The sequence below is a fragment of the Bradyrhizobium sp. USDA 336 genome (genome assembly GCF_044908355.1).
GTDB classification, from domain to species: Bacteria; Pseudomonadota; Alphaproteobacteria; order Rhizobiales; family Xanthobacteraceae; genus Bradyrhizobium; species Bradyrhizobium yuanmingense.
The window spans coordinates 7,565,197-7,579,278 of record NZ_JBIYDC010000002.1 but is presented as its reverse complement, the minus strand read 5'-3'; the positions used below and the strand labels follow the sequence as shown (position 1 = coordinate 7,579,278).

At 60.7% G+C, this 14,082-nt stretch carries 7 protein-coding genes and 7 pseudogenes; 2 read left to right on the top strand and 12 right to left on the bottom strand.

Annotated elements, in window-relative coordinates:
- Positions 1–535: 535 nt before the first annotated feature.
- From ABIA45_RS36370 to ABIA45_RS36360, 3 pseudogenes are all read right to left on the bottom strand, one after another.
- A pseudogene (locus tag ABIA45_RS36370) lies at positions 536–1,292 on the bottom strand (IS5 family transposase).
- Positions 1,293–1,457: 165 nt separating this feature from the next.
- Positions 1,458–1,610, bottom strand: a pseudogene (locus tag ABIA45_RS36365) (VirB8/TrbF family protein); the annotation flags it as partial.
- A gap of 263 nt (positions 1,611–1,873) precedes the next feature.
- Positions 1,874–2,066: pseudogene (locus ABIA45_RS36360) on the bottom strand (IS5/IS1182 family transposase); the annotation flags it as partial.
- Positions 2,067–2,267: 201 nt separating this feature from the next.
- Here ABIA45_RS36360 and ABIA45_RS36355 point away from each other — a divergent pair.
- The gene (locus ABIA45_RS36355; RefSeq protein WP_404655243.1) at positions 2,268–2,999 is read left to right on the top strand and encodes a methyltransferase domain-containing protein; all 732 of its coding nucleotides are present in this window, start codon (positions 2,268–2,270) and stop codon (positions 2,997–2,999) included.
- A gap of 191 nt (positions 3,000–3,190) precedes the next feature.
- Here ABIA45_RS36355 and tnpC read toward each other — a convergent pair.
- From tnpC to istA, 6 genes and pseudogenes are all read right to left on the bottom strand, one after another.
- Positions 3,191–4,659: pseudogene (gene tnpC, locus ABIA45_RS36350) on the bottom strand (IS66 family transposase).
- Between the two features lie 122 nt (positions 4,660–4,781).
- Positions 4,782–5,137 (bottom strand): annotated as a pseudogene (tnpB, locus tag ABIA45_RS36345) (IS66 family insertion sequence element accessory protein TnpB).
- Positions 5,134–5,565 (bottom strand): IS66-like element accessory protein TnpA, encoded by a 432-nt coding sequence (tnpA, locus tag ABIA45_RS36340; RefSeq protein WP_404655242.1) that lies wholly within the window; start codon positions 5,563–5,565, stop codon positions 5,134–5,136. Before tnpA ends, tnpB begins: the two are co-directional and overlap by 4 nt.
- Positions 5,566–6,429: 864 nt before the next feature.
- Positions 6,430–6,822, bottom strand: coding sequence for an ATP-binding protein (locus tag ABIA45_RS36335; RefSeq protein ID WP_404655241.1), 393 nt, complete (start codon positions 6,820–6,822; stop codon positions 6,430–6,432).
- A gap of 186 nt (positions 6,823–7,008) precedes the next feature.
- Positions 7,009–7,649, bottom strand: a pseudogene (gene istB / locus ABIA45_RS36330) (IS21-like element helper ATPase IstB).
- A gap of 61 nt (positions 7,650–7,710) precedes the next feature.
- Positions 7,711–9,197, bottom strand: a pseudogene (istA, locus tag ABIA45_RS36325) (IS21 family transposase); the annotation flags it as partial.
- An 846-nt stretch (positions 9,198–10,043) separates the two neighbouring features.
- Between istA and ABIA45_RS36320 the strand changes: the two are divergent.
- Positions 10,044–10,244, top strand: a complete 201-nt coding sequence (locus ABIA45_RS36320) for a recombinase family protein (RefSeq protein ID WP_404655240.1) — start codon at positions 10,044–10,046, stop codon at positions 10,242–10,244.
- A 545-nt stretch (positions 10,245–10,789) separates the two neighbouring features.
- On the opposite strand, the gene ABIA45_RS36315 is transcribed toward ABIA45_RS36320, so the two are convergent.
- The 3 genes from ABIA45_RS36315 to ABIA45_RS36305 form a co-directional block, all read right to left on the bottom strand.
- Positions 10,790–11,176, bottom strand: a complete 387-nt coding sequence (locus tag ABIA45_RS36315; RefSeq protein WP_404655239.1) for a hypothetical protein — start codon at positions 11,174–11,176, stop codon at positions 10,790–10,792.
- A gap of 823 nt (positions 11,177–11,999) precedes the next feature.
- Positions 12,000–13,235, bottom strand: coding sequence for an NAD(P)/FAD-dependent oxidoreductase (locus ABIA45_RS36310; protein WP_404655238.1), 1,236 nt, complete (start codon positions 13,233–13,235; stop codon positions 12,000–12,002).
- The gene (locus ABIA45_RS36305) at positions 13,232–14,053 is read right to left on the bottom strand and encodes a sugar phosphate isomerase/epimerase family protein (RefSeq protein WP_404655827.1); all 822 of its coding nucleotides are present in this window, start codon (positions 14,051–14,053) and stop codon (positions 13,232–13,234) included. The genes ABIA45_RS36310 and ABIA45_RS36305 overlap by 4 nt, the downstream gene beginning before the upstream one ends.
- Positions 14,054–14,082 lie beyond the last annotated feature (29 nt).

The window sequence follows — 14,082 nt, the reverse complement described above, 5'->3', positions numbered from 1 at the left end:
CATTCCAACCGGGATGGGCTCAGAAGGGCGCCTAACCAGCGCGGCGCAGACCTTAGGCCCCCCTCAGGTGCTTCACGTTCGGCGGTCGCTTTGCCGGCGGGGGCGACTAACTTAAGAGCATGCTCCAGTTCGCCGTCCAGGTCGGCAATCAATGGTTTGTTGTAAGGACCTCCACTGCACTGAGAAGCGCAGACCGCATTGGCAAGCCCAGCGCAAGGAAAGCCGCGAAAGCTGGCGCTAGCGCCTCGTTTGCCCGATGTCTGCGCGACTACCGTCACGATTTCGTTTGCAGATTTCGGATTGCGCTTTACCGACCGGATAGGCGCCAGGTGGCCGAAGCAAAGCGGCCGCCGATAGGGCGGGAGCGGCCGCAGTGGTCAAAGGCCAGCTTAGCTCGCGACGGCAGCGACGGACATCCTTGGCCGCCTCGGCCCAAATTCGAATGGTTTTCCAGAGATCAGAGCTCGCATTGCTGAGGCTCGCGACGCGATCAATGTGATCTTTGGTTTGAAGAAGCTCTAGGCAGAGTGGACAGTTATCGCATCCATAGGACGATGGCGGCGAGAGTGACGACAGCTCTGTAGTTTCGGGCGGCCTTTTCGAAGCGGGTTACGACGCGACGGAACTGCTTGAGCTTGCTGAAGCAGCATTCGACGAGATGACGCTGGGCATAGAGATGTTTGTCGAGCGAATATTTGAGGGCCCGCGAGGGGTTGTTGGGGAATGACGGCGAGCGCGCCCTTGGCTGCCATGGCCTGGCGTAAGTGATCGGCGTCGTAGGCCGTGTCGGCCATAACGACCTGGGCGGCCAATCCCTCGATCAATTTGGCGGCTTGTGGTGCATCGCCCTTTCTGGCCTGCCGTGAGCGTGAACCGCACGGGACAGCCCAAACGCCGGACGGCCATATGTATCTTGGTGCTTAAGCCACCGCGCGAGCGTCCGATCGCTTGATCTTCAGACCCCCTTTTTCGCCCCAGCGGCGTGCTGATGCGCCTGGACGATGGTGGAATCGACAATCAGATATTCGAAGTCCGGATCATCGGACATTGCCTCGAAGATCCGCCACCACACACCCTTGATGCTCCATCGACTGAAGCGCCGGAACACGCTGTTCCAATCCCCAAACGCCTCCGGAAGATCACGCCAGGGCGAGCGCGTACGAACAATCCAGAGCACCCCTTCCACGAACATCCGGTTGTCGCGGCCGGTCGAACCTTTCTGGTCAGGCCGGCCTATTGATCAGCGGCGCCATGCGCTCCCAGGTCGCGTCGCTCGACACCAAACGATCCATCACACCAAGGCTGCCTCCCAAAAAGAAGCCTTGAATCTGATTTGCGCTCAAATGGGAATCCTTAGACTCCACACCACCTAAGGCGGTGCCGTCCTTATGGAAGGAAATGTCGTCGAGGCGTTCGATCGCATCCCCGTCCGTCGTAAAGTCGTTGGCCTCCCAGCCAGTTTTCGCGAAGGACGATCGCGCCTTCGGCAGGCCACGCATGTGCTCGATGAAGCTAGCCAAATGGAATGCGACTTGCGGATCGGTCGGGTGATAGCTGGCATTTGCCGGAGCAACCGCCTTGGCTTCGCCCAATTGATCGACCTCAACCACCAAGGGCGTGATCGTGCGCTGATTGCCAGACCAGGGCTCCGGAAAAGCCCGCGGAGAGAAAGAGGCAGCCAAAGGCCATCAGGCGCCAGTTTTCGCCTGGCGGCGCGCAGCCCCAATGCGGTCGTCCCCGACCTGGGCTGCGCGTTGACAGCGCGTGACTGCGGAGCCGCCGGAGCTGCTCCCTGCCCTGATCCTGGGGCACTGCTGCTCCCGCGGACTCCAGACTTTGCGTCCGCCCCTGGGCTGCGACCGCGGCGCGAGGTCAGGAGCATCGCTTGCAGTAGCTTCTCCGGCGCGATCGCCCTATCGGCGAATAGAGCGTGGCAAACTCGCGCTTCACCACCACGCCTCGTTCGCGATCGTCCGGATCGCTCGCAGCGGATGATCGCGGCGTACCTGCGCCTCCAGGTCCACGCAGCTGAACAGCTCGCCCGTTCGATTGTCGCCACCGCGCACGCGCCATCTCCGAATCTCGTCGGCGCCAATGAAACACGGGCGCCGAGTTTAACTCATCGAGTTTTAAAACTTCACCCCTCGGGTATGGTAGGGAGTGCCCACCTTTACATTTCCTAATCTGGATTCTATTCCTTGTTGCGTAAACTGTGAGCCTGCGGCCGTCTAATGATTGATGAAGTTAGTGTTTGCGATCACCGCCAAATGGGCACCGAATTTTCGGAGAACGAGTACTATGACGCCTATCCGCCTGGTTATGAGCGACACTATTGGCATTGCGCTCGGAGCGCCATTTTTAAGAGCTATGTCCACGCGTTTTGTGGCATCGGCGATACGATACTCGAAATCGGCGCCGCTCGGGGGCATTACGTTAGCGTCCTACGTAAAGCCGGGTTCGACGCGTACGGCTGTGATCTTGGCGATCCGTGGGTCCACGAGGAGGTGAGACCGTTTGTCTTTACGAAAACTCATTTCGCCGATATTGACAAGGAGCTGCGCGACCGTGTCAGCACGGTTCTGCTGCTCGACGTGCTTGAGCACATCGAGCAGCCGGTCACATTCATCGAAGCAATATTTCGAGCCCTTCCGGCGTTGCGTTCGCTGATCATCGCAGTGCCTGCGCGGCAAGAGCTTTGGTCGAGCTTTGATGAACATTACCGCCATTTTCGACGTTACGATGTTGCTGAACTACGCAAATTGGCGCTGCAGTCATGCTTTTCGATCAAATCCTACAGTTACTTCTTTCATGCTTTATATGCGCCGGCTTTATTACTGAAGACACTAGGCATAAAGCGTCGGGCTCCATTTTACGCGCCCAAAGCATCTCGGCTGCATAGACTATTAGGAATTGCGTTTTGGGTTGAAAGCCACCTTTTGCCGAAGAATATCTACGGCACCTCAATAATTTGCGCCTGCGTCAAAGATCCTCCGGTCTGAGAACTCGCGGCGCATCTATCGGCCCACTACAGATGTGGTTGGCCACAAGAGCGGCGACGGCGAACCGGTCGCCACCGCAACATTCGGTGATCCGCGATAAACGCGACTGAGGCCCACGTAACAACCAACGCGCGCCCGGAGGGCACTTCGCTGCATTCCACCCGCGCACTCACACTGCGTAAGCGTCGTTCTCAGGCCACGGCTTTGAGGGCTTGAGCGCGGTAGGCCCAGGGCAATAGCTGGTCGATGTCGCGGTTTGGATGCCCGTTGACGATTCTGGTCAGGACGTCGGTGAGATAGGCGAGCGGATCGACGTCGTTGAGCTTGCAAGTCTCGACCAGGGTTGCGACGACGGCCCAATGTTCGGCGCCCCCGTCGGATCCGGCTAACAGCGCGTTTTTGCGATTGAGCTTGATGCCACGGATTGATCGTTCGACCGTATTGTTGTCGAGTTCGATGCGGCCGTCATCGATGAAGCGCGTTAAGCCTTGCCAGCGCGAGAGGGAATAGCGGATGGCCTGGGCGAGCTTGATCTTCTGGCTAATGAGAGCCAGCTTAGCGCGCAGCCATACCTCAAAGGCATCGGCCAGTGGTCGGCTCTTTTGCTGCCGCACCAGGCGACGCTCCTCCGCGCTGCGGCCGCGGATCTCCTTCTCGATCGCATAGAACGCGGCGATGTGCTTCAGCGCCTCGCTCGCGATTGGAGCGGGGCCGGCTGTCGCGAGTTCGTAGAAGTTGCGCCGCATGTGCACCCAGCAGAAGGCGAGCTCGACCTCGCCACGCTAAGCAAGCTTTGGATAGGCGTTGTAGCCATCGACCTGCAGAACGCCCTTGAAGCCGGCAAGATGGCTGAACAGCCGCTCGGCTTTGCGGTCGGGTGCATAAACATAGGCGATGCCGGGCGGATCGAGGCCGCCCCAAGGCCTCTCGTCGGCGGCATAGGCCCAGAGCTGACCGGTCTTGGTGCGCCCTCGCCGGGATCGAGCACCGGCACCGTCGTCTCGTCGGCGAACAGCTTGGACCTCTCGCGAAGCACCGTAAGAAGGCGCTCATGCAGCGGGCGCAGATGGAAGGCAGCATGCCCAACCCAGTCCGCCAATGTCGATCGATCGAGAGCGATGCCCTGGCGGGCATAGATCTGGGCCTGCCGGTAGAGCGGCAGATGATCGGCGTATTTGGACACCAGAACCTGGGCGACGGTTGCCTCCGTCGGCAGTCCGCCCTCGGTCAACCGGGCCGGAGCCTCGGCCTGCAGGACGCTATCTTCGCAGGCTCGGCAGGCATATTTGGGACGTCGGGTGACGACAACGCGGAACTGCGCCGGCACCATGTCCAGCCGCTCGCTCTTGTCTTCGCCGATCTGATGCAGGTCGCCCTGGCAGCAGGGACAGGTCTTGTCGTCGATATCGACGACGACCTCGATCCGCGGCAGATGCGCCGGTAGTGCTCCGCAATTGTTGCGGCGCTTGCGTGCGCGCTCCGCCCGAGCTGTCGCGTCTTGGCTGGCTTCCGTACAGGCGGCAACCTGTTGGACGTCCTCGAGACCGAGCAGCATCTGCTCCTCGGGAAGCGACTCTGCCTTCCGGCTAAAGCGATGACGCTGCAGCTCCTTGATGATCTGGCGCAGCCGCTCGCTCTCGTGCCGCTCGGCAAGCAGCATCGCCTTCAGCGTCTCGGGATCATCAGGAAGGTTATCGCTCACAGGCAAATCAGAGCATATTCGCGCCTGCCTGACGACGTGCTCGATGCGCCTGATTCACTTCGCCGCAGCGCGGCCCACAATTATCCGGCTTGCGTCGGGACGACCGTCTCCCGTGACGTGTGGACACGCCGCCAATCAAGCCCTTCGAGCAGCGCCGACAATTTCGCCGCCGACAAACGCATCGCGCCATCCTGATCTTCGGCCAGCGGAAGACGCCTTCCTCGAGCCGCTTGGCGAACAGGCACAAACCCGTACCATCCCAGAAGATCAGCTTGATCCGGTCCGCCCGCTTGGCACGGAACACATAAACAGCACCCGAGAACGGATCGGCCTTCATGTGCTCGCGTACCAACATAGCAAGCCCCTCCATTCCCTTGCGGAAGTCGACCGGCTTGGTGGCCACCATCACCCGGACAGTTCCGGACGGGCCGATCACCGGCTTGCCTTCAGCGCATGGACGATGGCCGCAATCATCGCCACGTCCGCGCCTCGGCCGACCCGGATAGTGACGCCCTCGGCTTCGATCTCGATGCCCCCGACATCCGGCTTGGCCTTGCGTTGCGTTGTCTTGCGCTCATGGCCAACAGCCACGGCCGGTACCACGGCGTCTACCACCGCCGGTACAAACGGCGGATCGTCAGCCATCGGCGTCGACAACCGGCGTGCTTGCCGGCGCCAAGTGAACACTTGTTGTGGGGTCAACCCCTGTCGCCGGGCAATCTCGGAAACGACCGCGCCTGGTACCAGCGTCTCTTCGACGATCCGGGCCTTGTCGTCCTTGGAGAACCAACGACGGCGTCCCGTCTCCGTGATCACTTCCAGCCGGCGCGCCGTCACGTCCGACTTAAGCGTATGGTCGAGCATAGACACAAGCCGATCGCTTCAAAGAGATCTTGAAATTCGTCTATCCCATGTGCCGCGAGTAGGTGGGAGTGGAACGACGCTTACCACACTGCTGGCAAAACTCGTCAGCAATGCTGCGGCCCCCTCAGCGAGCGCAAATGTGATGCGGCGTCCAGGTTATGAATAGCGGGTCCAAAATTGGAGTCCCAGGTGGCGCGTAGATTTGCCAGGGGAAGCTATGTGAGCAATTAACGACCGATTGTAAGACCGCATGCCCGCCTCTGCCTGTGACGCGGCTTGCTCTACACTGCGCGTCCTAGGGTTACTCGGGCGGTCCGAGCCGATCCTTATCGCAGGAGGACGAGTCGTGCCACATTATTGGAAAGCATTTGTTGGAGTCGATTTCTCGACGCTGAGACACGCCATCGCGATTGCGGAAACAGGCCGGGAAGGAGAGGTTCTCTTCTTCGGTCAGGTCGACGCGTCGGCGACCAGCATACCCTGGTGATTGAACGGATCTCCAGCCGGTTTGATCGCGCGCATTTCTGCTACGAGGCCGGTCCGACAGGCTGTGGCCTTTCTCGCCTGATCCGATCGCCCGACCATACGCTCAAGTCGGACGTGAGGACGAGACGACGCGCCAGCCGGAAGGAAGTTATCAGGGAAACGGGGCGGCGTCGTTGGTTCTCAAAGGACACCAAGCCCGGGTTGTGGACGGGACACTGGTCCCGGCACTGTCGTTCCCAGATTGCCCGACGACACGGACTCACTGTCAACGGCGCGGAATCTTCTCAGGAAGTGGCGCCGCAAATTCCCCAGTTTTGCGGATGGCGATCGCCCGTCCACTTGATCAGCGCCTACGCTTTTCCCGGAGACCGCGTAGGCCTAGCTCGTTTGATGACCGTGTGGTGAACGAGGCGATCGACGCGGTAGCGACGGAATCGCCGAAGATTTCGCCCATTTTTTCGCAAAGCCGCGGTTCGATGTGAGTATTATCGCTCCCTCATATCGGACGTTGAGGAACTGGAAGAACAAGTTACCGGCGCGGGGAATAACCGGAGGTAGCATTTTGTTAATCATGAGCAGCACAGCGGCCGTAATGGCTAGTAGAGCGCGGTCAGGTTTGGTCTCGGCGGGCGAGGCGACGATATCGGCAAGGGAGCTGAAGCAGACGCTGCGCCCTGCTTTGATGGCCTCGACTGCGGATTCTGATGCCGCGCAGCGTTCCAATCTGATCGCGCGCAGGTGAAGCCCCCGATCGATAAAGGCAATTGGCACTATCGTTAGCCCGTGGTCAAGCGCCGGCCGAAGAGATCACGTCTGGTGTTGCTCGACGGAGCGAAGCTGACTGGACGCGCACCCCCAACAGTGCCGTAGCGGCCGGTCAGCTTCGCGGGCTGCAGCCCCGGTCCTTCATCGGGCCGACGATGCAATCAAGGCCACGGAACCGGACGCCGCATGGAGTCACCGTTCAAGCCTGTGAGCGTTGTGAAGCAGGCGATCGAGTATCGCATCAGCGCAAGTTGGGTCATTTATGGGCTCATGCCATTTGGCAATTGGAAGCTGGCTGGTGACGAGTGTTGATCGACGGCCGTAACGATCTTTGAGGATTTCGAGCAGATGATGCCGCGCGTTGGCGTCGATGGCTTGGAGGCCTCAATCGTCCAAAATCAGGAGCTCGACGGCGGCGATGCTCTTCATCCGCGAGCTGAATCGGCCGTCGCGACGGGGAAGGTCCAGTTCTCCGAACAACCGCGGCAGCCGGGTGTAAAGTACAGAGTGGTTGTCCCGGCAGGCCTTGCGACCAAGTGCACACCCCAGCCAGCTTTTCCCGATGCCTGTCGGCCTGACAATGGCGCAATTCTCGTGGTTCATGATCCAGTCTCCCTAGCATGTCGAACAAGCGGCGGTCGAGCCCACGGGGTGCGCGGTAGTCGACATCCTCGGGCACGGCATCATGTCGCAGTTGCCTTACGAAAGCGAAGCGCCAGGCGCCGGTTGTTACGCCAGGTGGCTTCATGGTCCAGCAGCAGCGCCAACCATTCGGCGTGAGCGAGGCCATGGACCTGCTCGTTGTCGGCGAGGCTTTTAAAGGCCTCGGCCATGCCGGCAAAGCCGAGCTGGGTAAGCAAGTGGAGCGTGGGGTGTGTCAGCCATTCTCTCCGAGCCTCTGATGTTGGTGTGTAGGATCGGCTAGCTCGGGGCACGTGGGCGTTGCAACGCGATCGAGGCCCTTCTCGAGGATCGATTTGACGCTCGGGTAGTTGCGAACCTGGATCTCAATTGCGCGCAGCGCGACCGCCTCGAGGCGCTGGGCGCCAAAGCGCTTCTCAAGCCGGATGATCCCCAGGCACGAACGATAGCCTGTTCGGGATGCGGCCGATCTTCGATGATCCGGTCGATCAGCAGGCGCAGCATCGCGCCGATCCGGCTTGCCTCGCTGCGGATCTTTGCCGGCGTCCACTCGCCATAGCGCCGGTGGCTGGAGGGCATGTGGGCGCTGATCGTCGTGTGCCGCCCCTTGCCGTTGCCGCGCATATTCGCGGCAATACGCTCGCCCTCAGAAAGATTTCAATCGTTCGCTCACAGATACGCGCTTCTACCTCGCGATGGGCAAAGCGGTAGGGCACCGAGTAGTAGTGTCGTTCGATCTCCACGTGATGGTCGAGCCCGACCCGGCATCGGCGCCATTCGGCATGGACCCACGGCTCGCCGGGAAGCGGTTTAAGATTCGGCGCGTCAATTTCCTCCAACAGTTGGCGCCGTGTGCGGCCATACCGGCGCAGCACCCGTCCGTCATTGAGCTTGGCCAGCCGCTCGGCGATCGCAGCAGTTCGGCCAGGCTGTAAAAGGTTCGGTTGCGCCGGCGCCCCAGCAGCCAGCGTTCGATGATACCGACGCAGGCCTCAACCTTCGCCTTGTCTCTCGGGCGACGCGGCCGTGTCGGCAAAATCGCCGTGCCGTAATGCTGCGCCATATCGGTGTAGCTGCGGTTGACCATAGGGCCATAGAGGCATGCCTTGATCACCGCGACCTTGGCGTTGTCGGGCACCAGCGGTTGCGTCGCGCCGCCAAAAAAGCTGTAGGCCACGTTATCCCTCGCGATCCAGTCGCCGATCTGCTCGGTCCACGTCGGCAGCGCAAACGACAAGCTGGATGCGCCCATGACCGCTGCGAAGATGTATGCGTCACGCACTTCGCCAGTTTTACGGTCAACCACCAGCACCCTGTCGCCGGCATAGTCGAAGAACAGTTTATCGCCGCCGCGCGCATCACCAGCGGCAGCCGGCCTTCCCAATTGCGGAACAAGTCACAGAAGCGGCTGGACCTGTACCCGTCCGGATGCTTCGCAATGTACTCGTCCCAGAGCACCTGCAAGGTCACATGTTGCGCTTGAGCTCGCGGGCAATAACGGACCAGTCAGGCTCGGCCCCCTTGCGACGCCCCGGCTTCACGCCAGGAACCCCGTACAGCAGTTGCTCCAGCTCGGCGTCGCTTGTCGCTTCCGGGACCGGCCACGCCAGACCCGCGCGCGCAAACCGCTTCAGCTTGTCACGTACCGTCGTCAGCTCGATGCCGACGCGCTCGCCGACCACGCGCGTCGAGAGCCCGGCCTCAAGGCTCAACCTCACAATCTCGCGCACCTGGCGCATGATAACCCTCCTCGTTGGCATCCAACCCTCCCAGCTGCTTCCAGCCGGAAAATTGGCACAAGGATCGGGCCTCACGCCATCCGAAACTGCGCGCGATCAAATCGGAATGCTGCGCGCGATCATCTCGGAACCCTGCGCGCCATCAAGTCGGTACGGTTCGCACCATCATCTCGGAATCGGCAGCCTCGACGCAGAGGGCGATGCTCAGAATGGTCTTGCCAGCTCCTGGCGGACCAGCGTCATAATGCCGGGTGTCTGAGGTTGAGATCCCCTAGGCGCCCATCCCCGACGCGGAGCGTTAGTCGTAGTTGTCGCCTGCAAGCGGCTTGAGGGGGGAGACGCATTTTGTTACCAGACAACCTGATGCGGCTTAACGCTTCTGCCGGCATGGATGGCGGCTCCCGCCGGCCGCTTCCTTCCGACTGACACCTGATCCGCGGCTTCCGGTGGATCGTCTGCTGGAAGTGTACATCCTTGTCGAGCGGTCTTAGCCTCCTCCTCCGGGGGAATCGTCTCATTCGCGAGAAGGCGGTCATGGCGAACGCATCAAGTCGTCAGTCGATCTTTTCGAGAGGCCTCAAACAGAAAGCAGCGTTCCAACCGAAGCTCACCAGGAGATGCTGAGCTGTTGAAGGAGCCGACCGAAACGCTCACCGAGAGCGCGGTCCACGCAAAACAACGTGAACGGGGAAGACGGCGGTGAGCAAGACCACGCCTGAGCACCTTGCTCGCCAGACCGTCGTGTACGTTCGTCAGTCGACGGCCAGTCAGGTTATCAACTACCGAGAGAGCCGGCGCCGCCAGTACGGCTGGGCGGACCGGGCCCGGCAGCTGAGCTGAAGCGAGGTGATTGTGGTCGACGATGATTTCGGTCGCTCAGCTGGCAGCACCGAGCGTCCCGGGTTCGAGAACCTGCTCGCTACGATTTACGAATGGCGAGTTGGCGCCGTGGTCTCGATTGAGGCCTTTCGGCTGGCTCGCAACGGCAGGGATTGGCATACGCTCCTGGCGTTCTGGGGACCGGTTAGAACACCTGACCATCGATGAGGATGGCGTCTACCATCCACGCCACACCATCGCCTTCTCCTCGGTATGAAGGGCACGATGAGCGAGAGCGAGTTGTGCATCTTGCGACAGCGCTCGCTTGAATTCCTGAGGCAGAAGGCGCGCAGGGCTGAGCTCTTCCTCAATTTGCCATCGGCAATGTCGGGGTCTCTCAGAATCGTGACCTGCTCGGTGCATTCAGGAGGCTCTCGCAGTCATGTTCACCAGGTTTGCCAAGATGCAAACACTGCGCCGGATCTACCTGTGATTACAGCAGGGGTGCATCGCTTTGCCCGCGGACGGCCATGGCCCCCGGAGGAAGTTACCAGTCTACAACACGCAACACAATCCACGACATCCGGACCAAGCCCATCTATACTGGCGCCTACGCTTTCGGGCGCAGGCAGTCGGGTGACGATTGAGGCCGACTGCAAGAGAATCGTGCGGAGTCTCGGCAGGAGCGGAGCGACTGGAAAGCTGTAATCAAGGGCCACGATGAGGGCTACGTTACGACGTGGGCGGCGTTCAAGAGGAAATCAGGCGCTTGATCACCGATAACGCCAATGGGAAGAGCTTCGAGTCGTGGTCGATCCGCCGCGACGAGGCCCTTCTTTCAAAATTCCTTCGTTGCGGTCACTGCAGTCGTAAACTCCACCTTCGCCTACAGCGGCACGCAAGCTCGGTCGGGCGCTATCACGGTTCGCCGGCCTGATCGCGGGGCGAGCTTGCCCGGGCACGAGCTGCGTAAAGGCGCACGCTGGGTGATCATGGCGCTTGATCTTGAGCACCCGAAGGTCAAGAAGAGCGCACTGGGGTGACCCGATGAGGTGGACGGCTTCGGCGCAATTGATAAACTGCAATCCGGCAAGCACCAGGACGCGGTTCTTGTCGAGCGAAGGCTGGCAGGCGAAGTCGAAACCGGTGAACGTCTTCATTGCCGACTTCGACGGCAACGACTCCGCCACCTTCGATGCCGCGCAAGGTGACATCAAGGATTTCCAGCGCGCGACATCTTCAGGTCGACGAAACTGGTCTTGGTGCGCTCGATGACTTGGGAAGCGGTCATCACACGTCCTCCTGGCTGCCAGGCGGCGACCGACGGCCGCTTAGAAGTCCCAGCGAAACGAGGGACAGCGTGGTCACCCGCGCGCGTAGAGTGATTGGTTCTGCACTTGTCTAGGCAGCGTTGAAAGGCCAGTCGAACCGGCATCGTAACAGAAATGCACGCGATTAAAGCCGGCTGGCGGTCTGTTCAATCACCCGGCGCATGCTCGTACCGACGCGTCGACTTCACCGAAGAAGCGAACTTCTCATTCGCGACCTGTTTCGCAATCACGATGAGCATTTCTCAACTTCGCGACATCGATTGCGACAAAATGCTTCCCTGCATTCTGCCACCGCTCGTCCTCCTGTGATGTGGATCGGCTCGGCGCGCCCGAGTAACGCTGGGACGCGCAGTGTAGTGGCGAGTCGCCTCACCGGCAGAGCCGGACATACGGTCTCACGATACAAGCCGAACGATTTCGGTTGATGATCGCCAAGTCGCCAAGCTCAGGTTTATTCTTTCAAGGGAATGGCTGGCGAGGCTTGTTGTCACTCTCGTTCCAGTATCAATGGCGCGGCAGCAGCTCGTTCAATCCGTCTCGATTCAAAATCAGTGAGGTTTTTGCTTAGCGCCGCAGATTAGGTCGGCAGCGAGCCTTGAATCCGCGGAAGCGTTAGTTCAAGCCACTCGGAGCAGTTTCTCGTCGACCCTAGCTAGACCAGTAAAGTTTTGATGTTCACCGACGGGTTTGCGAGCATCTCAGCCTTGGGAGCAAGCCGCCTGCCGATCATCACCTCGGCTAAACGTATTTCCTTAGCGATCGCGCCCAAGCTGCCGAAGCCGCATGCGGAGACTAGCCGTCCATCGGGGGCCAGATAGAAGAGAAACTGGCCCTTGGCGCCGAGATTCTTGGCTATCGGGATGTCTTTTTCACGATAAAGCCCAGCCATTTGAAACGTCTCGTCGTACTGATCCGACCAGAACCACGGCACGTCGTCGTACGGCCTCTTCGCACCTAGGAGGTTGGCCGCGGCAGCCACGCCCTGCTGCCGCGCATTGCGCCATGCCTCCAGCCTAATCCGCTCGCCGTAGAGGCGGTGCGGGAACACACAGCAATCGCCGGCTGCGAAGATATGTGGATCCGAGGTGGCCAGCATCTCGTCCACGACAATGCCGTTTTGGACTGCCAATCCCGCTTCCTCCGCGAGTTCCACGTTCGGCACAACGCCGACCCCGACAACCACCAGATCGGCGAGATATTTTCGTCCGTCCGCCAGGACGACCATAGAGCGTCCTTCGGTCGCATCAATGTGCTCGACCATAGCGTTGGTCTCTACGCGCACACCCGAACGTACGTGCTTGGCGCTGATGAGGTCGGCCATGGGTCCCGGGACCCCCCGCATCAGGAGCCGCGGCCCGGCCTCGACGACAGTGACCGAAGCGCCTCTCGACACTGCACTCGCTGCAGCTTCCAGGCCGATGAAGCCACCGCCGATGACGACCACATCGCACACTCGGCTAATGACTCGGCGGATAGCGGATGCGTCCGCATACGTACGTAGCGTCGCCACTCTGCTTTCTGCGGCAACCGGAACACTCAATGTTCGAGGGCGGGCGCCGGTGGTCAGCACCAGTCCTTCGTAAGCTAGCTGCGCTCCGTCCGAGAGTGTGATCGTGCGCGCCCCACGATCTATCGAATTCACATTACGACCTTCGCGATAGTCGATCTGCAACTCCGCCAACCGCTCGGGCGTGACGAGCAACTTCGGCCCAGGGTCCGTCGTCTCCGTCAGGGCCGCCTTCGATAGCGGCGGCCGTTCATATGGCAGTATCGATTCGTTGCCGATTAGGACGATCAGGCCACGCCAGCCGCCCTCGCGCAGCGCGACGGCGGCGGCCGTGCCCGCCTCGCCCGCTCCCACCACTGCTAGTGCGCGTTCGTCGTTCACGCGACCGAACCAAGCTGTGCATCGACTGCCGAACGCTCGAACAGGTCGCGCACAAGCGACTTCATCAACAGAGCTTCCTGCCAGCGGTCGGTGGTGTCGTTGCCTTCGCGATCCGTGATCGCATAGGGCCGCGGGCCAAGTTCACATACGAAAGAAAGAACTGCACCCGCCCCTGCGCGCTTTCGCCAGCTTCTGAAGCCGTAATCCCACCAACGTAGGAACAACTCGAGCCAGACCTTGTGCTGCGGGAACGTGATCTCAACCTGTACCTGCTCGCGCGAAGCGACGCGGCCATGAAATGCCCATGTCCGGTCGAGCACCTGGCGTACCAAGGCTTCGTCCTCGTCAGTGATCGGATACCAGAATTCGCGGCCCACCAGGACATGCGAGAGGTCCGCCAGCATGCACATCCCAGGAACCTGATCGATGAGATCGAGTGTGAACAGCAGGTCTGTCGTCATCCTGTTACGATGCGTCTCGAAATAGATTGGCATACGTGCCTCTTGGGCCACCCTTATCCAAGCTTCCAGGAGCGGGATGCAGTCCGCGACGCGGCGCGGGCGGACGTCAGGCTGGACGTTGAGATGCAACGCGCCGAGTTGCTGGCCCAGATTGATCGCGGCTTTGAGGTCGTCAATCGTCCGTGGGAAACACATGCCCTCGACTGCGAGCCCGGTGCCTGCCAGGGCGCGCGCGATCTGGGCGACACGCGCGGGATCGATGCAGGACGTGCTGACGCCGTCGAATCCCGCTTGTTTAATCATCGTCAGGTTCTGCTCGATGGAGCCCTCAATCCCGTCGGAATGGCGCCGTTCCATCGCCCAAAGTGACTGCATTAAAACCAGGC